The 21,639-nt window shown below is 66.5% G+C and carries 19 protein-coding genes; 13 read left to right on the forward strand and 6 right to left on the reverse strand.

Features of this window, described 5'->3' with window-relative positions:
* Positions 1 to 6: 6 nt before the first annotated feature.
* Positions 7 to 903, reverse strand: coding sequence for a phosphoribosylaminoimidazolesuccinocarboxamide synthase (locus HY57_RS05455; protein ID WP_019465827.1), 897 nt, complete (start codon positions 901 to 903; stop codon positions 7 to 9).
* Positions 904 to 1,142: 239 nt separating this feature from the next.
* Here HY57_RS05455 and HY57_RS05460 point away from each other — a divergent pair, with 239 nt between their 5' ends.
* The 6 genes from HY57_RS05460 to HY57_RS05485 all read left to right on the forward strand — a co-directional run bounded on the left by HY57_RS05460 (position 1,143) and on the right by HY57_RS05485 (position 7,370).
* Positions 1,143 to 1,445, forward strand: a complete 303-nt coding sequence (locus HY57_RS05460) for a c-type cytochrome (RefSeq protein ID WP_019465828.1) — start codon at positions 1,143 to 1,145, stop codon at positions 1,443 to 1,445.
* Positions 1,442 to 2,260, forward strand: coding sequence for a co-chaperone DjlA (gene djlA, locus HY57_RS05465; protein WP_019465829.1), 819 nt, complete (start codon positions 1,442 to 1,444; stop codon positions 2,258 to 2,260). The genes HY57_RS05460 and djlA overlap by 4 nt, the downstream gene beginning before the upstream one ends.
* Before the next feature lie 98 nt (positions 2,261 to 2,358).
* Complete coding sequence (rpe, locus tag HY57_RS05470) at positions 2,359 to 3,039, forward strand: ribulose-phosphate 3-epimerase (protein WP_019465830.1); 681 nt, start codon at positions 2,359 to 2,361, stop codon at positions 3,037 to 3,039.
* 762 nt (positions 3,040 to 3,801) lie between these two features.
* Positions 3,802 to 4,491: a proteobacterial dedicated sortase system response regulator gene (gene pdsR / locus HY57_RS05475; RefSeq protein WP_019465832.1), complete on the forward strand. Its 690-nt coding sequence runs from the start codon at positions 3,802 to 3,804 to the stop codon at positions 4,489 to 4,491.
* A complete protein-coding gene (locus HY57_RS05480) occupies positions 4,491 to 5,087 on the forward strand; it encodes a hypothetical protein (protein WP_019465833.1) in 597 nt (198 codons plus the stop codon). The genes pdsR and HY57_RS05480 overlap by 1 nt, the downstream gene beginning before the upstream one ends.
* Before the next feature lie 279 nt (positions 5,088 to 5,366).
* Positions 5,367 to 7,370 carry an ATP-binding protein gene (locus HY57_RS05485; protein WP_019465834.1) on the forward strand — a complete coding sequence of 668 codons (2,004 nt, stop codon included), beginning with the start codon at positions 5,367 to 5,369 and terminating at the stop codon, positions 7,368 to 7,370.
* A gap of 120 nt (positions 7,371 to 7,490) precedes the next feature.
* Here HY57_RS05485 and HY57_RS05490 read toward each other — a convergent pair whose 3' ends face one another.
* Positions 7,491 to 8,702, reverse strand: a complete 1,212-nt coding sequence (locus HY57_RS05490) for a hypothetical protein (RefSeq protein WP_019465835.1) — start codon at positions 8,700 to 8,702, stop codon at positions 7,491 to 7,493.
* Between the two features lie 151 nt (positions 8,703 to 8,853).
* Between HY57_RS05490 and trpE the strand changes: the two genes are divergently transcribed.
* The 4 genes from trpE to HY57_RS05510 all read left to right on the forward strand — a co-directional run bounded on the left by trpE (position 8,854) and on the right by HY57_RS05510 (position 12,531).
* The gene (gene trpE / locus HY57_RS05495; protein WP_019465836.1) at positions 8,854 to 10,329 is read left to right on the forward strand and encodes an anthranilate synthase component I; all 1,476 of its coding nucleotides are present in this window, start codon (positions 8,854 to 8,856) and stop codon (positions 10,327 to 10,329) included.
* 26 nt (positions 10,330 to 10,355) lie between these two features.
* On the forward strand, positions 10,356 to 11,027 hold the full coding sequence (locus tag HY57_RS05500) for a hypothetical protein (protein WP_019465837.1): 672 nt from the start codon (positions 10,356 to 10,358) through the stop codon (positions 11,025 to 11,027).
* 415 nt (positions 11,028 to 11,442) lie between these two features.
* A complete protein-coding gene (locus tag HY57_RS20765) occupies positions 11,443 to 12,138 on the forward strand; it encodes a hypothetical protein (RefSeq protein ID WP_019465838.1) in 696 nt (231 codons plus the stop codon).
* 159 nt (positions 12,139 to 12,297) lie between these two features.
* Positions 12,298 to 12,531 carry a hypothetical protein gene (locus HY57_RS05510; protein ID WP_019465839.1) on the forward strand — a complete coding sequence of 78 codons (234 nt, stop codon included), beginning with the start codon at positions 12,298 to 12,300 and terminating at the stop codon, positions 12,529 to 12,531.
* Between the two features lie 63 nt (positions 12,532 to 12,594).
* Here HY57_RS05510 and HY57_RS05515 read toward each other — a convergent pair whose 3' ends face one another.
* From HY57_RS05515 to HY57_RS05530, 4 genes are all read right to left on the reverse strand, one after another.
* The gene (locus HY57_RS05515; RefSeq protein WP_085931560.1) at positions 12,595 to 13,320 is read right to left on the reverse strand and encodes a M15 family metallopeptidase; all 726 of its coding nucleotides are present in this window, start codon (positions 13,318 to 13,320) and stop codon (positions 12,595 to 12,597) included.
* Complete coding sequence (locus HY57_RS05520) at positions 13,307 to 14,839, reverse strand: serine hydrolase (protein WP_019465841.1); 1,533 nt, start codon at positions 14,837 to 14,839, stop codon at positions 13,307 to 13,309. The genes HY57_RS05515 and HY57_RS05520 overlap by 14 nt, the downstream gene beginning before the upstream one ends.
* A gap of 4 nt (positions 14,840 to 14,843) precedes the next feature.
* Complete coding sequence (locus tag HY57_RS05525) at positions 14,844 to 16,061, reverse strand: dipeptidase (protein ID WP_019465842.1); 1,218 nt, start codon at positions 16,059 to 16,061, stop codon at positions 14,844 to 14,846.
* 218 nt (positions 16,062 to 16,279) lie between these two features.
* On the reverse strand, positions 16,280 to 17,779 hold the full coding sequence (locus HY57_RS05530; RefSeq protein WP_019465843.1) for a transglutaminase-like domain-containing protein: 1,500 nt from the start codon (positions 17,777 to 17,779) through the stop codon (positions 16,280 to 16,282).
* A gap of 148 nt (positions 17,780 to 17,927) precedes the next feature.
* Between HY57_RS05530 and HY57_RS05535 the strand changes: the two genes are divergently transcribed.
* From HY57_RS05535 to HY57_RS05545, 3 genes are read left to right on the forward strand one after another with little or no spacing between them, the layout of a single operon-like run.
* Positions 17,928 to 19,082 carry a DUF819 domain-containing protein gene (locus HY57_RS05535; RefSeq protein WP_019465844.1) on the forward strand — a complete coding sequence of 385 codons (1,155 nt, stop codon included), beginning with the start codon at positions 17,928 to 17,930 and terminating at the stop codon, positions 19,080 to 19,082.
* 17 nt (positions 19,083 to 19,099) lie between these two features.
* Positions 19,100 to 20,497 (forward strand): SH3 domain-containing protein, encoded by a 1,398-nt coding sequence (locus HY57_RS05540; protein ID WP_019465845.1) that lies wholly within the window; start codon positions 19,100 to 19,102, stop codon positions 20,495 to 20,497.
* Positions 20,498 to 20,541: 44 nt separating this feature from the next.
* Complete coding sequence (locus tag HY57_RS05545) at positions 20,542 to 21,639, forward strand: dipeptide epimerase (RefSeq protein WP_019465846.1); 1,098 nt, start codon at positions 20,542 to 20,544, stop codon at positions 21,637 to 21,639.

Below are 21,639 nucleotides of genomic sequence, written 5' to 3' on the forward strand. Positions count from 1 at the left end.
CGAGCCTCAGTCGACGGTGATGTTGGCCAGGCGCTGCAGGGCTTCGGCGTACTTGGCCGCGGTGGCGCCGGTCACGTCGGCGGGCACGTGCGGGCCCGGGGCCTTCTTGTTCCAGTCCAGCGTTTCCAGATAGTCGCGCACAAACTGCTTGTCGTAGCTCGGCGGGCTGATGCCGACCTGGTAGGAATCGGCCGGCCAGAAGCGCGAGGAGTCCGGCGTGAGCATCTCGTCCATCACGTAGAGCTTGCCGTTCTCGTCGGTGCCGAACTCGAACTTGGTGTCGGCGATGATGATGCCGCGCTCGGCGGCATAGGCCGCCGCCCACTGGTAGATGGACAAGGTGGCCTCGCGCACCTGCTCGGCGAGTGCCGGGCCCACGGCGGCCACCACCGCGTCGAAGCTCACGTTCTCGTCGTGGTCGCCCACGGCGGCCTTGGTCGACGGGGTGAAGATGGGTTCCGGCAGCTGCTGGGCCTGCTTCAGGCCGGCCGGCAGCTTGATGCCGCACAGCGAGCCGGTGGCCTGGTAGTCCTTCCAGCCCGAACCGATGAGGTAACCGCGCGCGATGGCCTCCACTGGCACCGGCTTCAGCCGGCGCGTCACCACGGCGCGCTTCTCGTAAAGCTTCAGGTCGGTGCCGGCGGGCAGCACGTCGGCCAGAGGCACGTCGAGCAGGTGGTTGGGCACCAGGTGCGCGGTCTTGGCGAACCAGAAGTTGGAGATCTGCGTGAGCATCTCGCCCTTGCCCGGGATCGGATCGGGCAACACCACGTCAAAGGCCGACAGGCGGTCGCTGGCCACGATCAGCAGCCGATTCTCCGGCAGCGCATAGACGTCACGCACCTTGCCGCGGTGGATCAGGTCCAGGCCCGGGAGGTTCGATTGCAGCAGGGTGGTGGGCACGGTCGTTCGCTCCTGGAAGGCCGGCCTGGCGCTCCAGGACGGGAAAACGGGGAAGACGGCCCGGGACGGGCCGGCGATCAAGCGGGCAATTGTAGCGGGTGGCGCCCCTTCGCGAGGCGTCGCCGCGGCATGGCATCTCCCGGCGGGACTTCCGGTGGCTGCTAGAATCGGCGCTTTTTGAGCCCGGTCCTTTGAACATGGTCCAGTCGTCTTCCCGCCTCGCATGGCTTGCACGGTGCATGGTCGCCGCCTCGCTGGCGTGCGGCGCGGCGTTGGCGCATGCGGCGGGGCCCGCGAAACCGACGCGCCTGGGCCTGTGCGCGGCCTGCCATGGCGAAACCGGCATGGCGCAGGTGCCCGGTGTGCCCAACCTCGCCGGGCAGAAGCTGGATTACCTGCGCGATGCGCTCAAGCAATACCGCGACGGTCGCCGCAACGTACCGCAGATGCGCGCGGCCATCGGTCCCATGAGCGACGCTGATCTCGATGAACTGGCGCGCTGGTTCAGCGCGCAGGCGCCGTCCCACCAAGGCAACCCATGAATTTCACCTGGACCATCTGGCTCGCCCTGCTTGGATTGATCTTCGGCCACGGCTTGCCCGGCGCCGTGGTGGGCGGCATCACCGGCTTCATCATCGACAGCCTGCGTCAGGGCCAGCGCAAGCGGGCCACGCCGGAAGCGGGCGGTTACATCAGCCCCTTGTTCGCCCTGCTGGGTGCGGTGGCGAAATCCGATGGCCGCGTGTCCGAGGCGGAGATCGCCATTGCCGAGCGCCTCATGCAGCGCATGGGCCTGGAACATGACCAGCGCAGGCAGGCCATCACCGCCTTCAACGCGGGCAAGGCACCGGAGTTCAACGTCACCCCGGCCATCGAGGAACTGCGCCGCTGGGTGGGCCTGCGCCGCGACCACGCCTTCCCCGTGCTGGATGTGGTGATCGAAACCGTGCTGGCCGAGGGCAACCCGCCGCCGGAGAAAATGGCCATCCTGCGACAGCTCGCGTTCGCGCTGCGCGTCAGCGACATGGAACTGATGGCGCTGATGGCGATGAAGGGCTACGCCTGGAATGCCACCAGCGGCTCGCGCGGCTACGGCTCGCGCGGCAATGGTGGTGGCTATGGCGGCTACGTGCCGCCCCAGCGCAACACGCAGGGCCCCGACCCGTACACGGTGCTCGGCATTTCGCGCGACGTGGACGATCGCGCGGTGAAGCGCGCTTACCGCAAGCTGATTTCCGAACACCATCCGGATCGCCTGGGCGACCTGCCCGAAGCCATGCGCAAACAGGCCGAGGCCCGCGCCAGCGAGATCAACGCCGCCTACGAACGCATCAAGGCCGAGCGCGGCTTCAAGTAAACCCGGCGACGACATGTGGGAGCGCACCCTGTGCGCGACTGCCGCCACCTCGAAACCCCAGGTCGCGCACACGATGCGCTCCTACAGGAATCCAAAGCATGAGCAAGCAGAGCAACGTCATCGCCCCGTCCATCCTCTCCGCCGATTTCGCCAGGCTTGGCGAGGACACGGCCAAGGCGCTCGCCGCCGGCGCGGACTGGGTGCACTTCGACGTGATGGACAACCACTACGTGCCCAACCTCACCATGGGCCCGATGGTGCTCAAGGCGCTGCGCGACTACGGCATCACCGCACCGATCGACGTGCATCTGATGGTGAAGCCGGTGGATCGCATCGTGCCGGACTTCGCCAAGGCCGGCGCCACGGTGATCAGCTTCCATCCGGAAGCCAGCGAGCACGTGGACCGCACCATCGGCCTGATCAAGGACTCGGGCTGCCAGGTGGGCCTGGTGTTCAACCCGGCCACGCCGCTCTCGTGGCTCGACTACGTGATGGACAAGCTCGACCTGATCCTGCTGATGTCGGTGAACCCGGGTTTCGGCGGGCAGAAGTTCATCCCCTCGGCGCTGGACAAGCTGCGCGAGGTGCGTCGCCGCATCGATGAGAGCGGCCGCCCGATCCGCCTGGAGATCGACGGCGGCGTGACGGCTGCGAACATCGGCGAGATCTCGGCCGCGGGCGCCGACACCTTCGTGGCCGGCTCGGCCATCTTCAATGCGCCGGACTATCAGACCGTGATCGAGGCCATGCACAAGGAACTGGCCGCGGTGCGCGGCTGATCGGCAGGTCTGGATAAGAAAATCCCGGCGCATCCGCGCCGGGAAAAGTTTCGTCGGAACGACGTGTGAGGAGACCACACGACGGCCGCTGATCCACGGCAAGAACCATCGACCGTCAGGAACTGGGACCGTAAATTTACGGCTTGGTTCCCGTCCTTGCGTCGTCACCTTGCGATAGCGCTTTGTTAACGCGCAAAAAAATCCCCGCCTGCCGGCGGGGAAGGAACGTGCCTAGAGGATCGGAACGGTAGGTTTATGCGGGCCGCCAGCAGGCAGCCGGACGGTCAGCCCCGGCGGCCGGCGCGCTTCCGTGCGCACCAGCCGCTTCCAAGGCTTCCACGGTAGAGGGGAGGGGCAGATCGTTCAGGTCGGTATCGACGTTCATGAACGCGGCCTCAGTGCAGGCTCATGACCAGCCCCAGCAGCAGGCCGCCCAGGGCCAGCACCACGCGCAATGGTTCGAAGCCGCGCAGCTCGGCATTGGGATCGACAGGGGGCTGGCCGGTGGGACGCATGACTTAGGTTCCTCGAAAGACGGGCCCATTGGGCGGCCGGCAGGGGCATGGGGCGGGCCCCGAATATGGCAAAACGCGGGCAAGATCGGCCCGTCCCCGGGCGGAGGCCTCTTTCTGCGAACGACGTCCGCCCGGCTGTGGCGCCACGCCGATCCAACATGGCGAAACGCGGGCAGTGGGCGGCCATGGCTTGCGCGGCCCCGCCGCAGGCTTCACGCTGCGCGCCGACCCCACTTCGGAGTGAACCATGGGCCGCAGTATCGCCATCGTCGAAGACGAGCCGCTGATCCGCGCGAACTACGTCGAAGCGCTGACCCGCTTCGGCTACGAGACGCGCGGCTACGGCTCGCGGCAGGAAGCCTCCAGCGCATTCGCGATGCGCCTGCCCGAACTGGTCATCATCGACATCGGCCTGGGCGACGAGCCCGAGGGCGGCTTCGACCTGTGCCGCGAACTGCGCGCCAAGTCGGCCACACTGCCGATCATCTTCCTCACCGCGCGCGACTCGGATTTCGACGTGATCTCCGGCCTGCGCCTGGGTGCCGACGATTACCTCAGCAAGGACACCAGCCTGCACCAGCTGGCCGCGCGCATCGCGGCGCTGTTCCGGCGCATCGAATCGCTGAAGGTGCCGGCCAGCAGCGAGACGGTGATCGAGCATGGGCCGCTCAAGCTCGAGTCCGAGCGCATGCGCATCACCTGGAACCACGAAGAGATCCCGCTCACCGTCACCGAATTCTGGATGGTGCACACGCTGGTGCGCTTCCCCGGCCACGTGAAGAACCGCGACCAGCTGATGCGCGAGGCGGAGCTGGTGGTGGACGACGCCACCATCACCTCGCACATCAAGCGCATCCGCAAGAAATTCATCGCCGTGGCGCCGGAGTTCGACGCCATCGAGACGGTGCACGGCGTGGGTTATCGATGGAAGCCGTGATGAAGCGCTTGCTGACGCTGTTCTTGCTTGGGCTGCTGTCGGTGGCGGCCCATGCCGTCGGCGACGATAGCGGTCGGGGCGTGATGGCCTACGGCAAAGCGGATCGGGATGTTCCCGGCTGGGCCATCACGACGGATCTTCCCGATGGCTGGACCCGCGATTGCTGCATGTACGCCAAGGCCATCGGCGTCAATCTTGTCCTGTATCAGGGTGAGTGGACGGGGGACCCGGAGCGGGTGATGGTGCTAAACGTATGGCCGTCCAAACTCTCCTCGCTCGAGGCTGAGTTGCAGGATGATCGGCACCACTATCTTGGCCGAGATCCGGCTGCGAAAGTGGGTGCGATTGCCATCGACAACAAGTCGATGACGTGTCGCGGCGTGCACTATGAAGGCGCTGACCACAAGGACGATCTGGTCGTTTTCTGCGATCCAGGCCTCGCAACCGGCGTCCGTCTCAGTTGGTCGATGACGTTGGCCCATGACGATCCCCGCAAAGCGGAACTCATAGCGTTGTTCCAGCGGGTGGTCGATCAGTCGAAATATCTTAAGTATTCGGATGAAACGCATGGCGCCGGAACCAAGGCGGGCCGTTAGAGAAGGCGGGCCATTAGAAGTGCGCTTGCCTGCACGTTTGCATGTTCTCGCCGTCAGCGGCCTAGCCTCTCATCGTCATCCCTGCGAAAGCAGGGATCCAGCGCCTTCCGCCCTTGTTTTGCGCCATAAAGGCATTGGATGACCAGCCATTCGGCTGTTGAAAGACGCCTCCTGTTTTCGCAGGGGTGACGGCGAGGGAAGTGCGGCGGAGAGGGGGCACAAGAAGCGCACTCATTTCCTCCGACGACTTTTACCGTCCCGCCTACTATCGTTCTGTCCATGTCCCTTCGCCACAAGCTCCTGCTCGTCGCCCTCTGCACGCTGGCCCTGCCGGCGACCGGCTGGCTGTACGTGCGCCAGATGGAAACCCTGCTGCGCGAAGGCCAGGCACAGGCGCTCACCGCGTCGGCGCGTGCGATGGCACGCAGCCTGGTGGTCACCGACGCACCGCTGCCCCCGGCCGGGCCGGTGTGGTACGTGCAGTCGGCCGCCAACCCCATCACCGTCGATGGCTATGGCGACGACTGGGCGCCACTGACACCGTGGAGCCAGCCGCTGGACAACCGCGGCAAGCTGCTGCTCGCGCAGGACGCGGAGTGGCTCTACCTGTACGCCGATGTGCGCGGCGCGCTGCGCACGCGCGCCGATGCCGACGACGCCACTGCCCTGCGTGCCGACCACCTGGTGCTCAGCCTGGGCAAGGGTGGCCAGTCGCGCCGCTTCCTGATCGCCAGTTCCGCACCCGGCCTGGTCACGGCCCTTCCGCTCGATCCGCCGGTGGAGGGCTTGCCGGCACGCCTCACCGCGCAATGGCAGGAAGACGGCAGTGGCTATCGCGTGGAACTGCGGGTGCCGCGCAACAACGTCGACGCGCTGGGGCTGGCGGTATTCGATCCGGCGACCGGCGGCGATCCCGAGGCGGTGAAGAGCCGCCCGCTGGTGACCTACTCCACGCCGCTGTCGAAGGAACTGGGCCTGCTGGCGCTCGATGGCGTGCAGGCGCGCGTACTGGCACCGCAAGGCTGGTTGCTGGCACAGACGGGACGCCTCAACACGCCGGCAACCACCCCGGGCGAGCAGCCGGGCTGGTTCGCTGCGTTGGTTTATCGCTCGCTGTTTGCCAACCGGGTCGACGACGCCGAGCTGTGGACGCAGGACGTGCCACGGCTCGATGGCGCCCAGGTGCGCGAGGCCAGCGACGGCCGGCCAGCCACGCTGTGGCGACAAGGTGAAGCGCGCGGCAGCGTGGTGCTGGCCGCGGCCGTGCCTATCGAGCGGGATGGCCAGGTACGCGGCGTGCTGCTGCTGGAGCAGGCCAGCCGCGCCGTGCCGCTGCTGGCCAACCGCGCCCTGCTGGGCCTGCTGCTGACGAGTTTCGGCGTGCTGCTGGTGGCGGGCGCGATCCTGCTGATCTTCGCCACGCGCCTGAGTATTCGCCTCGGGCGCCTGCGTGATGCCGCCGAGCGCGCGCAATTGAACGATGGACGTCTGGACGGCCCATTCCCCATGACCGCCGCGGAGGACGAGATCGGCGACCTCGCGCGCAGCTTCGAGCGCCTGTTCGAGGTGGTGGGCGGTTACACCGACTACCTGCGCACGCTGGCGTCCAAGCTTTCCCACGAACTGAACACGCCGCTGGCGATCGTGAAGTCGTCGCTGGACAACCTGGAGCACGCCCTGCAGGCCGGCAACGCCATGCCGCCCGATGCGCAGCCCTATATGCAGCGTGCCCGCGACGGCGTGGCGCGGCTGGGTGCGCTGGTGCGAGCCATGAGCGAAGCCAGCCGCATGGAGCGTGCGATTGCCGCCGCCGAACCCGAAGACGTCGACCTGGTCGAAGTGGTACGCGGCTGCGGCGAAGCCTACCGCCCGCTGGCCGGCACCAGGCGCCTGGAAACCGTGTTGCCCGACGAGCCGCTGACCATGCACTGCGCGCCCGAACTCATCGCGCAGGCGCTGGACAAGCTGTTCGACAACGCGCTGTCGTTCACGCCCGACGGTGGCTGGCTGCGCCTGGCGTTGCGCGCCACCAGCTTCGGCGCGGAGATCGAACTGGCGAACCAGGGGCCGCCGTTGCCGGCAGCGATGCAGGGCCGCCTGTTTGATTCGCTGGTGAGCCTGCGCGACAAGGCCACGCCGGGTGATGCACCGCATCTTGGCCTGGGGCTTTACGTGGTGCGTCTGGTCGCCGAGCGTCACGGCGGCGTGGCGATGGCTCGCAACCTTGAGGACGGCGTGGCATTCACCCTGCAGCTGCATGGCATGCCGCGACAGCGGCTGTAATGCTTCGCGCGGTTTTCGTCTTTGGTGGGAGCGCACCCTGTGCGCGACTCGATCTCGGCACTGCCTCGCAAGATTGAGTCGCGCACAGGGTGCGCTCCCACAGGTGGCTGATGCCAGGTTTTACTTCATCTCCCCCAGCGTCCAGCCACCGCCCCCCGGCATCACCGCAAACTGCCGCACGCTGGTTGCCGCGCAGCTGGCTGGCTGGTCGGTGCATTGGGCCAGCGTGACGCGCAGGTGCTGGTCGTCCACCAGGTCGAAATTCGTGAGCCTGTTACTGGCCATGCCGGCGGCCTTGTCGAGTACGGTGCCGATGAACACGCCGTTGCGGAACACATAGAGCTGCAGCGCGCTGGGCTGGCATTGCTGGTCGACGGCAACGGCTGCTTCGGCCACGTAGGTATCGCCCTTGCGCTGGGCGCGGCCGGTGAGGAGCCGCTCGCCGGTGAGCAGGAAGCGGTCCTCGTCGTTCTTCGGCGTGGCGGTCTGCGCCATGCACTGGGCCGTGGCGGCAGCCCCGGGGCCACCGGCCTGCAACGGCTTCAATGGCCGTGGCACGTAGGGTTGCTGCACCACTGGCGTGGTGGCGGGGCGTTGCATCCACAGCACCAGTGCGAGCGCGCTCACCGCCACGGCGGCCACGGCGATGGCGCGTCCCCGCAGCGTCGGTCGCGGAAACAGGTAGACCAGGGCGCACAGCGCCACCAGCAGGGCGAAGGGCGACAGGACATGCCAATGCAGCGCAGCCACCCCGAGCACCGCGGCAAACACCGCTGCCAGGGAGAGCGATTTCTTCACCGGCCTGGCGGCGGCAGCCGCCGGCAGGGGCGGTGGCAGGACCGGTTCCGCTGGCGGCGTTTCGGATAGTGCGGCCGCGGCGTCATCCGCGCTTTCGCCAGCCTCCGGAACAGGGTGCACGGAGGCGCTCGCCTGCATCGGCAGCGGCGGCGGTTCCGGACCGGCCGGTGCCGGCTCCCAGTTGAACCAGGTCTGGCCGCCGTCGTGGCACCACTGATCGCCCGCTTCGGCATAGCAGCCCAGCGCTTCCTCGGGCAGTGGGCCGCGTACCTGGTTGTCGCGGCGCAGCCAGACCAGGCGGTCGCCATCCGGCCAGGCGTCAGCCTCCACGCCCATGCCACGCAACTGCGCGACCTGTGCCTGGGCGGTGTCGGCATCGAGGCCGCGGCGGATGATCAGGGGCGCCCGCGAGAACACACGCTCGCGAAACCCCGCCATTTCCATGCCGAAGGCGGCGGCCATGCGCGCATGCACGGCCGTCGGATCCTGCCCGTCGAGCAGGCGGCCGGAAAGTACCAGGCAACGGTGGTCCATACCCATCGATTCCCCCTGCGGGTGCCTTCGTGTGCACCAGGGCCCCAAGGTTAGGCGTGCCAGCGTGACCGGACAAGCGGGTACAGGCTTCGGTTCGGCCTCGTCCTGCGCCTACAATGGTCGTTCAAGCTTGGCCATCCGGATCCCCTACGTGATTTCCCGAGACGATTTCGACGCGCTGGCAGCGCAGGGTCATACCCGTATCCCGCTGGTGCGCGAGGTGTTTTCCGACCTCGATACGCCACTGTCGGTCTACCTGAAGCTGGCCGACGGCCCCTACACCTTCCTGTTCGAATCGGTCGAGGGCGGCGCCACCTGGGGGCGTTATTCCATCATCGGCCTGCCGGCGAAACGCGTGTACCGCCTGCGCGGCCATGAGCTGGAAGTGGAAGACGCCGGCGAAGTGACCGAGCGCCGCCACGTGGCAGACCCGCTGGCCGAGATCGAGGCGCTGCGCAAGCAGTACGACGTGCCGCGCCTGCCGCAGCTCCCGGCTTTCACCGGCGGCCTGGTCGGCTACTTCGGCTTCGAGACCATCGGCTATATCGAGCCGCGCCTGGCGCAGTGGGATCGACCTGACGAGCTGGGCACGCCCGACGTGCTGCTGATGCTGGCCGAGGAAGTGGCCGTGTTCGACAACCTCAAGGGGCGCTTGTACTTGATCGTGCACGCGGATCCCTCGCAGCCGCATGCCTACGCCGAGGCGCAGCGCCGGCTCGATGCCCTGGTCTATCGCCTGCGCCAGAGCGGCGTGTCGTACCCGCAGCTCAACCAGAGCACGGCGCTCGACGAGAGCGACTTCAAGTCCTCCTTCACCAAGGAGGAGTTCGAGGCGATGGTGGAGCGCGCGAAGGAATACATCCGCGCGGGCGACATCTTCCAGGTGGTGCCGTCGCAGCGCCTGAGCGTGGGCTTCAATGCGCGCCCGGTGGACGTATACCGCGCCCTGCGTGCGCTGAACCCGTCGCCGTACATGTACTTCGTGGACCTGGGCCAGACGCAGATCGTCGGCTCTTCGCCGGAAATCCTCGCGCGCCTCAAGGACGGCAAGGTCGTGGTGCGCCCGCTGGCCGGTACGCGCAAGCGCGGCGCCAACGAACAGGAAGACCTGGCGCTGGAAGCCGAACTGCTCGCCGACCCCAAGGAGCGCGCCGAGCACGTGATGCTGATCGACCTGGGCCGCAACGACATCGGCCGCATCAGCGAGACGGGCAGTGTGGAAGTCAGCGAGTCCTTCGTGGTCGAACGCTACTCGCACGTCATGCACATCGTTTCGCAGGTGCAGGGCGACGTGCGCCCGGACGTCGGCTACATGGACGTGCTCAAGGCTACCTTCCCGGCCGGCACGCTCAGCGGCGCGCCCAAGATCCGCGCGCTGGAGATCATCCAGGAACTGGAACCCTACAAGCGCAACATCTACGCCGGCGCCATCGGCTGGATCGGCTGGTGGGGCGATGCGGACACGGCCATCGCCATCCGTACCGCCGTGATCCAGGATGGACGCCTGCACGTGCAGGCTGGCGCGGGCATCGTGTACGACTCCGATCCGTCGTCGGAGTGGGAAGAAACCATGAACAAGGGCCGCGCGTTGTTCCGCGCCGTGGCCCAGGCAGCCAAGGGGCTCTGAACATGCGCGGCGTCCGGCGGGGAGCCATGTGGCTGGGTCTTGGCAGCACCTTGCTGCTCACGCCGGTGCATGCGCGCGAACCCGACGCGTTGCCGCTATGGCATGACGACGCCACCTCGCGACTCGAAGCGCTGGCGTTGCTGCAATCGCTAAACGCTGAGCTACTCAGCCATCCCAGCGCCACGCTCACGCTGGAACGCTGGTGCGGTGCGCATCATCTGGCGCCGGAGGCGAAGGTGGTTGCCGAGCGCGTGCAGGGCGAAGACAAACCGTTGCCGGCCGATGCGCGCGACCAGCTGCAGATCGGCACCGACGAACCCGTGCGCTATCGGCGCGTGCAGCTCGCTTGTGGTGGGCACGTATTGTCCGAGGCCGACAACTGGTATGTGCCATCGCGCCTGACCGAGGCGATGAACCACGAACTCGATACCACCGACACGCCGTTCGGCAAGGTGGTGCAGGCGCTGCATTTCCGTCGCCAGACCCTGTCGGCGGAGTTGCTGTGGTCGCCCTTGCCGCAGGGCCGGGAGAACGAGGCATCGCTGCCGGCATCCCGTGGCGCGACGCTGGTCATGCCGCACCACGTGCTGCAGCATCGCGCGTTGTTGTTCGACCAGTCCAACCGGCCTTTCAGCCTCGTGGTCGAGAGTTACACCTCACAGGTGCTTGCCTTCGCACCACCCGGGTATCGGCCATAGGCCGTATGGCATCGGCCATAAGGCAGATATCCGGCCTCTCGTTTTTCGCGAGCTTCTTCGATGAGAATGCACGGGCGCAGTCACAGGGGGCTGACTGCCTTTGCATCGGCTGTTGACCCACGACGCGTTCGCGCCAGGTGGGCACGATGCATACCACGCCTCCTGTTTGTATCCCGCGCTACGGGGCATCCAAGGGGGAGTGCCCGGCGAAGGCGTGGGACCCCAAGGGATGCACTGATCCGTTTGCCAAGGACGACACCGGTTCGGTTGGGCCACGGCTTCGCGTCGTCCCGTCGTAGGCAGGACGCCCATCGAGACGATGCGATGCGAAGTCGTGACCCAACCGAACCGGCCCTGCGGATAGGGTGCAGGCCTTGGGTGAACCGGTCAGGGCATTCCCGGTCAGGGGAATGACATGAAGCAGGTATGGAAGAAGGGCGCGGTGATCGCGTGTGCCTTGAGCGTGTCCGCGTGCGCGTCCATCGTCGGTGGCCGTTACCAGAACATCCAGGTGGAAACGCGCGCTGCCGACCAGAGCATTCGTGCCGACTGCACGTTGAGCAATGGCGAGGGACAGGTGCGCGTGATGACGCCGGGCACCGCGACGGTGCATCGTTCGTCCCACGACCTCAACGTGAGCTGCCAGAAAGACGGCAAGCAGATTGGCCAGCAGTCTTACGACTCGAGCATTCGTGGCCTGGTGTGGGGCAACATCGTCTTTGGCGGCCTGATCGGCATCGTGGTCGATTTCTCTGACGGCGCGTCGCATCACTATCCGGACAAGGTCAGCGTGATGGTGCCTTCGTCTTATGTCGCCGCCACCTCCACTCCCATCAGCAACGACACCGCGCCGTCGGGTAGCCATGCCGCGCCATCGTCGGCGGGAACGGACGGCCTGGCCAGCCTCGATGGCCGCATCAGCAAGTCGATGTTCAACGCCGCGCAGAACGTGGCGGCCGCCCATCAGTGCGATCGCGCCATCCACGTGGTGATGGTGGATGGGCAACGGGCGATGTTCCGCTCGCAGTGCGCCGCGACAGGCGACGTGCAGATCGAATGCGCGGGCGATGCCTGCGTGGTCATGCAGCCGGCCGGCGTCGCGAGCAACTGAGCGGCGCGGCGCTGCCTAGCGCAAGACGGGGGAGCCGGCCAGCGGTCGGCTTCCTCGTGGCTTTCAGAGAGATCCCATATTTTCGCCCGATAGCAGGAAATAGCTTGTAGGAACCTCGGATCACGTCTGTGGGAATAACCCGCAGGCCGGAGTTCTCACATGCTTACCCACGCTATCGAATATCTCGTCGTGCGCCAGCACGGTGGTGGCTGGGCCGTACTGCGCGGCCATGCCCCGATCGGCCGTCGCTACGCCCTGGCTGATGCATTGGATTTCGCCACCCAGCTCGCCGAATGCGAGGCCGCGCAGGGCAGGCATGCCACGCGCGTGTTGATGGATCAACGGGACCTTGGCGAACTGCCGGGCGGCGGGCAGTGGCGACGCGCGGCCTGAGTCGGGGCTGTGGCGATCACCAATGCGACCTTGCGCATAAGCTGCCGCTCCGGCGATCCGGACTCACTGCACGGGCACGTCGTAGATGAGGTCGGGCGTGGGTTCGGGGCTGAGCGTGTAATGCCACCATTCCATCGCATAGTTGCGGAAGCCTTCGCGTTCCATGGCGTGCTTGAGCCGCTCGCGGTTGGCGTGCTGAGTGGCGGTGGCATCCGGCGAGTCGGTGTTGGCGAGCGTGCCGAAATAGTCGAAATCCGTGCCCATATCGAGCGGCGCGCAGTGCGTATCCGCGGCGTCGCATTGCATCAGGGTGAGATCCACCGTGGCGCCGCGACTGTGGCCTGAGACCGGTGCGATGTAGTCACCCAGCAGCTTGCTCTTGTCCAGCGTGGGGTAGTGCGTGGCCTTGGTGCGCTGGTCCGCGAGGTCGCCAGCCCAGCGCACGAAATGCTGCACCGCGCGCGCCGGGCGATAACAGTCGAACAGCTCAAGGCGTTGGTGTTGTGCGCGCAGGTCGCGCTCCACCCTGGCCAGGGCGTCGGCCGCCGGTTGGAGCAGCAGGCACTTGGGCGCGAGATAGCCATCCACCGGCGTGCCGACGAAGTTGTCGCTGCCGGCGTATTTGATGTCCTCGGCGATATCCGGGGCGAGCCTGCGAATATCGACCAGTCCTGCCTGTGCCGGCGTGGTCGCGGGCGACAGGTGCGGGGTGCCGTCGGCGTGGACCAGGTTGGCCAGCGCGATCAACGCGCATGCCAGTGGAAGTCGTCGGTGCTCAATCACAGGCATGCTCCCGCTGGAAGGCCAGATCCTCGAAGTCATAGCTGAAATCGGCCGCCGGATCGACCTTGTTCATGTGCAGTATGCCGTCGGCACTTTGCGGGAACGCCAGCCATGCGTCGGCGTCGTCATGGTCCCAATGCACCAGGTAACGCTGGCCCGCACGCATCACCGTGCCCGTGAGGCGTGGCGACTTCGCCGCTGCGAAGCGCACGGTGCCGCCCTGTGGGCACACGGTGATGGCGCCGAACCAGGGGTCGCGCCAGCGGCCCAGGTGTTTGCGTAGTTCATCCGCCGTGGCGGCCTGCGATGACGGCGTAATCGTTGCTTCGTGCGAACCCTTTGTGGCGTGGGCCAGCTCGTCGGCGTAGCCGTCGACATCGCGAGGATCGTCCGGCGAAGTGAACTGTTTGGTCAGCGCTTCCACCAGTACGGTGCGGGCATCTTCCGCCTCGCTGTTGATCAGCACGACGAAGCCGGCCTTGCGGTCCGGCAGCAGCGTCATCGCCGAATACATGCCCGACAGCGTGCCTGTGTGCGACACGGTGAGCTGGCCATCGACATCGGCGATGCGCCAGCCATAGCCGTAGGCGTAGAGGCGGGTGCCGTCCCAGGCGCGGCGTCGCGCGGAGATGGGCATCGGGGTGTAAGGCGTCCACAGGATCTGGCGCTGGTCCGGCGACAGCCACCGGAGCTGCTCCGGCGTAGGTGCCAGCCAGTTTCGCGCCCAAGTGAGCATGTCGGTGAGGCTGCAGCGCACGCCGCCCGCAGCGGCAGAGGTGATGTCGGGAATCGTTGCCTCGTCCGCACGGATCACGACGTTGCGCCCGTCCTTCCACGCATGCGGTTGGGCGACGTTGCCCACGCGGTCGCGCTGCCAGGTACCGATCTGGCAGCGCGTGAGCCCAAGAGGATCGAATACCTCGCGGCGCAGCAGTGCGTCGTAACTGTCATGGCCTGCTGCGGCCGCTACGTCGCCCGCCACCACGTAGAGCAGGTTGTCGTAGGCGTAGCCGGCACGGAAGCTGTAGGCCGGCTTGAGATAGGCCAGCGCATGCAGGATGTCCTTGCGCGTGAACGCATTCGGTTCCGGCCACAGCATCAGGTCGCCGGCGCCTTCGCGCAGGCCGCTGCGGTGGGTGAGCAGGTCGCCGACCTGCATGTGTTCGGTGACCCAGGGGTCGGCCATGCGGAAATCGGCCAGGATGCTGCGCACCGGGGTATCCCAGCGCAGCCTGCCTTGCTCCACCAGTCGCGCGAGCAAGGTCGCCGTCATCGCCTTGCTGTGGGAGGCGATCTTGAACAGGGTGTCCGGCGTGATCGGTTCGCCGGAACCCGCCACGCGCTCGCCCAGCGTGCGTGTATAGATCACCTCGCCGTGATCGATCACGCCCACGGCGACACCGGCCAGGTGATAGCGCGCTGCCGTCGTGTCGACGATATGGTCGAGCTGGGCCGTGGACGGCGAGGGCGCCGCTGCCGCGACGCCGGCCATCAGGGCCAGCGCCGCGAGGCCCCACCGCACCATCCGCTCAGCCTGCACGGTTCGCCGTGGCGCGTTGGGTTACCTCGCCCCAGACGCGCAGCAGGTTGCCGCCCCAGATCTTGGCGATGTCCGCCTCGCTGAAACCGGCACGGCGCAGCGCGGCCGTGAGGTTGCGCGTCTGGCTGGTGTCGCTCCAGCCGGCGATACCGCCGCCGCCATCGAAATCCGAGGCGATGCCGACGTGGTCGATGCCGGCAACCTCGACCATATGCTTGATGTGCGCGACGAAGTCGTCCACGTTGGGCGGAGGAAGCGCCGCATCGATCCGTTTCATGCCTTCGACATAGGCCGGCAGGTACTCGTGTTTCTCACTGTCGAAGCTCTTGTCCCCGGCCTGCTTCGCCACCTGCGCCTGCAGGGCCTTGATGGCAAGCTCGCGCGCCGGGTCGAGCCGGATGAAATCCTGCACGGCCACCGCCTGGATCACGCCACCCTTGGCGGCGATGGCGCGCAGCAGCTCATCGGAAAGGTTGCGCGGATGGGCATCGAGCGCACGCGATGAAGAATGCGATGCAATCACCGGCGAGGTGGATAGCGCGAGCACCTCGCGCACGCAGGCGTCGGAGGAGTGCGAGACATCCACCATGATGCCCAGCTGATTGGCGCGCTTGACCACGCTGCGGCCGAACTCGGTGATGCTGTACTCCGGCAGCGGCGTGTCGCCCAGGGCCGCTTCCGGCGTGGAACTGCTGCACAGGTCGTTGTTGCCCATATGGGCAAGGCCGACATAGCGCGCACCGTGCTTGTAGGCGATATCGAGGTTCTTGATGTCGTGGCCCAGCGAATAGCCGTTCTCCACGCCGATCATCGCGGACAGCCGCCCCGCCTTCTTGTTGGCCAGCACCTGGTCGGACGTGGTGGCCAGGCGGATCTGGTCGGGATAGGTCTTCACCATCAGGTCGATGTCGTCGTACTTCTGTTTCGCCTGCGCCACGGCATGCGCCCAGCCTTCGGGCGTCAGCGGCCCCTGGTCCACGTAGACGATGAAGAACACGGCGTCGAGGCCGCCGCGTCGCATCTTGTCCAGGTCCACCTGCAGCGGCGTCTGCTTGCCGAAGTCGAAGCGTGGCTCGCGCATATAGGCGAAGGGAATATCCACATGCGTGTCCAGCGTGATCGGCGGATCCTGCTGCGCGCTGGCCGCAGGACTGCCAAGCGCGAATGCGAGTGCGATGCCGCTGCCCAGTAGACCGAAAGTCTTCATGCCGTCTCCCCATGTTCGGGCCGGCTGTTTGCCGGCGACCCTGTCTTTGAAACGCTGGTATTGCCGCATGCCGTCATCGAGCGCGTTGCCCGACTGTCGATGCGATGTCGTGCCAGGCATCGTACAGGCTTGGGCGTGGCGCATCCGCGGGTGGGTCCTGCAAACAAGTGCCATCGGCCATCGCCCCCCTGATGTCGCCTTTGTCGTTGCGAGGCCCGCTACTTCCCGGCTCGTTGGGGCGTGGGCAGGAGCTGCCATGTGAAATCGTAGTCCCACTGGTCGAAATACACATTGCCGCCGCGCCACTCCAGTTCGCCACGCTGCGAATCCACCGTCTCGGAGCGGAAGAACTGCTTGAGCGGCACAAAAGGCTGGCTGAAGTCGCTGTTGAAGGCGATGCGGTACGCGTCCAGCCCGCCGAGGTAGAACCACCGCAGGGCGGGGTCGTCCCCCGGGGCCGGATGGAGCTGGCCGAAGGTCACGTCCATGGGTACCCAGCCGTAGGGCGCGAGGTAGAGCTGGCCCCAGTCGTGGATGTTGTTGTACTCGCCATCGGAGAAGATCCAGCCGGACTGCCAGCGCGCGGGGATACCGTTGAGGCGCAGCAGCGCGATCAGCAGCATGGTCTGTTCGCCGCAGTCGCCATGGCCGGCGTGCAGCGTGTAGTCGCTGAGGTTGCTGATGGTCGAGTATTCGCGGGCGCCGGCCCAGGGAATCTCATCGACCGCAGCGAAGAGCTTCTGTGCGATGCGGTACGGGTTCTTCTCGTCGCCGACCGCCTTGCGCGAAAACGCGCGCAGGTCGTCGGTGAACACGATATGCGGCGCGCGCTCGGCGACGAAAGGCGCGAGCTCGGGCGTGATCGTCGCAGGCACCACCTTCGCGGCGTCGATCTCGTGGTACTGCGCGTAGATGGTCAGTTCATAGCTGACGGCGAAGGTGGTGGGCTTGCCGGCTTCGGCCTTCTTCTCCAGGTAGGCCGTGCGCTGCAGGGTGTCGGCAGGTGCCAACCGCGCTCCCGTGGGCTGGCTGTCCACGAGCGTCACGTCCTGTTGCTGCCCGGGCAGTTCGCGCGGAAAGGGCAGCCACGCCCGGATGGTTTCACCCGCGGGCACGGCGTCGGCACGGACGGTCACGGTCTCGGTGACGCGCACGTGGTTGGGCGTGACCTCGCTTCGATGCATGGCCAGCGCGTCGCGTCGCGTGGCGCGATGGTGGTCGTTGATCGATTGCATCGGGCTGTCGCCGGATGGCGACGGCTGCATTCGCCGCGCGGCCGCTTCCTTGCTGAGCAGGAACAGGTTGTTCGGCGCCCGTTTGAAGTAGAGCGTGCGGCCGTCGATCACCTGATGCTCGATCAGGCCTTGCCGGTCCCAGCGGGCGAACTCCGCCTCAGTGAGGTCGGGAATCTGTTTGCGCACGCCTGCCTTGGCAGCGTCGGCGTCGAGCGTGAAATCGAGCAGGATGCGACGCATGCGTTCGCGCTGGAACAACAGGGCGTCGCGTGCGTCCGGCGGAAGCCCGGGCTGGGCCAGCGCCTTGGCGATGTCGGTTTCCGCCGATGCGAACTGCCCTGCGTCGACCAGGGTGATGGCATGCTGCACGGGCGAGTCTGGCGGGGCCGTGGCAACGGCGGCCCCGGACAGGCAGGCAAGGACCAGCGCGGCCGGCAGGGTGCGGTGAAGGCGCAGGAATGAAAAGCGTCGGGCCGTCCGCACTTCCCACTCCCCGGTAAGCCATGGCAAGGGGTGATGTAGCACGCTTGCAATCGCCGGTCAATAATTTATGCTCCGATAAAACATTGCCTGAATCAAATATTCCAAGCTATTTCAGCGACGAATGCGAACGGGGAGTCAGAGGGGACGCATGATCCACACGGCCTGGCCTTATCTCGCTGTCATGTTGCTCGCAGCGGGCTTGTTTCCCGCGCTGGAGCGCCGCTTCCACTGGCGATTCTTCGAAGTCCTCCCGCCCATCGTGCTGACCTACCTGCTCGTCACCGCCCTGGCGGTCACCGGGCTGTGGCAGGTCAATGAGGAAATCCGCGGCGCGCAGACCATGCTGATCGAGCACCTGGTGCCGGCGCTGCTGTTCCTGCTGATGATCAACTGCGACTTGCGGGCCATCTATCGATTGGGGCCGCGCGTCCTGGCCGTGTTCTTCGCGACCATGGTCTGCCTGTTCGTGGCGTTCGTCGGCACCTTCCTGGTGTTCCGGCACTGGCTGCCGGGCAATGCCTGGCAGCCGTTGGCCGCACTGTCCGGCAGCTGGATCGGCGGCACGGCGAACATGGTGGCGGTGAAGCAGGCCATCGGCATGCCGGACAAGCTGCTGGCGTTCTCCCTGCTGACCGATGCGCTGTGCTATTCGATGTGGGTGGTGGTGCTGTTCGGCCTGGGCCGCGTCGCCACGCAGTTCAACCGTTGGGCGGGCGCCCGCTCGAGCGGGGACATGGTGGTGGAGGAAACCCGCAGCCACGGCCCTACCACGCCCGACAACGTGCTGCTGTGGCTGGGCATGGCGCTGATGGCGGCGGCCTTCTCGGCCTGGCTGGCCGATCGCCTGCCCACGTCCGACATGGTGTCGTCCACCACCTGGGCCATCATGCTGGCGACGACGCTGGGCCTGGTCGCGGCACACACGCCGCTGGCGCGCTTCGCCGGGGCCAGCACCATTTCCAGCGCGATGCTGATCAGCGTGGTGGCCATCCTCGCCTCGCAGAGCAACTTCGACGGCATCGGCTCGGCGCCGCTCTACATCGTGTGCGGCATCTGCATCATCGCCATCCATGCCGTGCTGTTGGCTGGTGCCGCGCGCGTGTTCCACTTCGATCTCTACCTGTGCGGCATCTCCTCGCTGGCCTGCATCGGCGGCGTGGCCGCCACGCCGATACTCGCGGCCAGCTATTCGCGCTCGCTGGTGCCGGTGGGCATCCTGCTGGCCTTGCTCGGCTACATCCTCGGTACCGGGTTCGGCCTGTTGGTGGCGTCGGTGATGTCGTCGCTGGCCATTGCTGCTTAGGAATCATCATGCGACCCATGCCTCGCCTGACGTTATGTCTGATCGCCGCCCTCGCGGCCGCACCTGTGCTGGCGGACAAGGGGCCCGATCCGGTCCCCGTGCCGCCGTCCGGTGTCATCGGTATCTCCAACAACGCGATGCTCGGACCGGACTTCTGGATCAAGCAGTCCGCCCAGCCCGGCCGCGTGCTGCTCGACGCCAGCGAGATCACCGCGCAAAACGCAAACCTTTTCAAGGCCGATCCGTCCATGCACGACCTCCGGGCGTTGCCCGCGCAGATCGACCGCGCGATGGTGACCGGCTGGATCAGCGACCTGTCGCAATACCCCACGCGCAAGCTCTACGACGCCAAGGGGCAGGCCGTGCCCGACAGCTTGCGCGGGCAACTGGCAGCCGCACTGGCGCTGGACGCGGTGCCGGCGCAACAACCGGCTCGCTACGGCATGGTGGTTCAGCGTGCCGCGTTGCGCACCTTCCCGACCGACACACGGGTGTTCACCTCGACCGACGACACCGATATCGACCGCTTCCAGGAAAGCGCGGAATTTCCGGGCACGCCGGTGCTGATCGCGCACGCCAGCCGCGACGGCCGCTGGCTGTTCGTGGTGAGCCCGCGCTATGCCGCGTGGACGCACCGCGAGAACGTGGCCGAAGGGGCGGCTGCCGAGGTGCTGTCGTATGCCGGCCGCAGGCCGCATCGCGTTATCACTGGTGGCACGGTGCGCAGCGTATTCACGCCGGAGCAGCCGGCCGTGTCGCAGTTGCAGCTGGACATGGGCATCGCCCTGCCGGTGTTGTCCGATCTTCCCGCCGACCAGCCGGTGAATGGCCAATCGCCGTACACCTCGTACGTGGTGGATCTGCCCATCCGCCAGGCAGACGGCAAGCTCGCCTTCTCGCCTGCCTTGATCCAGCGCATCGCCGATACGCAGGACGACTACCTGCCGCTGACGGAAGCCAACATTCTCCGGCAAGCATTCAAGTTTCTCGGCGAACGTTACGGTTGGGGCCACGATTACGATGGCCGCGACTGCAGCGGCTTCGTTTCGGACGTCTATCGCAGCTTGGGTGTGGAGATGCCGCGCAACACCAGCAAGCAGGCGACCAGCCCGGGCTTTACGCACCAGGCTTTTAGCGACAAGGACAGCCACGACGCGCGCATGCAGGCGGCGATGGCGCTGAACGTGGGTGATCTCGTCTACATCCCCGGCCACGTGATGATGGTGGTCGGCAAGCTCAATGGCGCGCCCTACGTCATCCACGACACCAGTGGCATCGCCTATCGCGATGGCAGGGGCGGCATGCGCCGCGTCAAGCTCAACGAAGTGTCGGTGACGCCGTTGCTGCCACTGATGTACGACGACACGCACAGCTACGTCGACCGCATGACCAGCATCGTGCACGTGCGCCCGTGAATGCCATCGCATCCCCATCGACGACAGGAAGTGTTTCAAGTCCCATGAAGATCACGGACATCCAGTTCGGCATGCTGAGGGTACCGTTGAAGACGCCGTTCAAGACGGCGCTGCGCACGGTCAACCAGGTCGAGGACATCGTGGTGATGGTGCGCACCGACACCGGCCACGTCGGCCATGGCGAGGCACCGGCGACCGCGGTGATCACGGGTGACACGCACGGCTCGATCATCGATGCGATCCGTCATTACATCGCGCCGCGCCTGATCGGCGAGGACATCGCCGACCTCAATCGCCTCACCCAACTGATCCAGGGCTCGATGGAGAAGAACACCAGCGCCAAGGCGGCGGTGGAAATCGCCGTCTACGACCTGTGGGGGCAGCTCTACAACGCACCGCTGTACAAGTTGCTCGGTGGCGGCGACCCGGTGATCACCACCGACATCACCATCAGCGTCGACTACATCGACAAGATGGTGGCTGATTCCATCAGCGCGGTGGAGCGCGGCTTCGAGTCGCTCAAGATCAAGGTGGGCAAGGACATTGGCGTGGACATCGAGCGTGTCAAGGCGATCTACGCGGCGGTGGAAAACCGCGCGCTGCTGCGCCTGGACGCCAACCAGGGCTGGACCGCCAAACAGGCCGTCTACGCGCTGCAGACGCTGGAGGACGCCGGCGTGCGGCTGGAACTGGTGGAGCAGCCGGTGAAGGCGCGCGACCTGGAGGGCATGCGCTATGTCACCGAACGCGTGCACACGCCCATCATGGCCGACGAAAGCGTGTTCGGCCCGATGGAAGTGATCGACCTGATCCAGATGCGCGCGGCGGACATCATCAACATCAAGCTGATGAAGACCGGCGGCATCTCCAACGCCATTCGCATCGCCGACATCGCCGGCATGTACGGGGTAGAGTGCATGATCGGCTGCATGCTGGAAACCAGCATCAGCGTGGCGGCGGCCGTGCATGTGGCAGTGGCCAAGTCGGCGGTGATCACCAAGGTGGATCTGGACGGCCCGTCGCTGTGCCAGTATGACCCGGTCAACGGCGGCGTGGTCTTCAACGAGTCGGAGATCTCCGTCACCGACGCGCCGGGCCTGGGTATCCGGGAAATCCGTGGCCTCGAAAAGCTGGCGGGCTGA

This window comes from Dyella japonica A8, from assembly GCF_000725385.1.
Lineage (GTDB): Bacteria > Pseudomonadota > Gammaproteobacteria > Xanthomonadales > Rhodanobacteraceae > Dyella > Dyella japonica_C.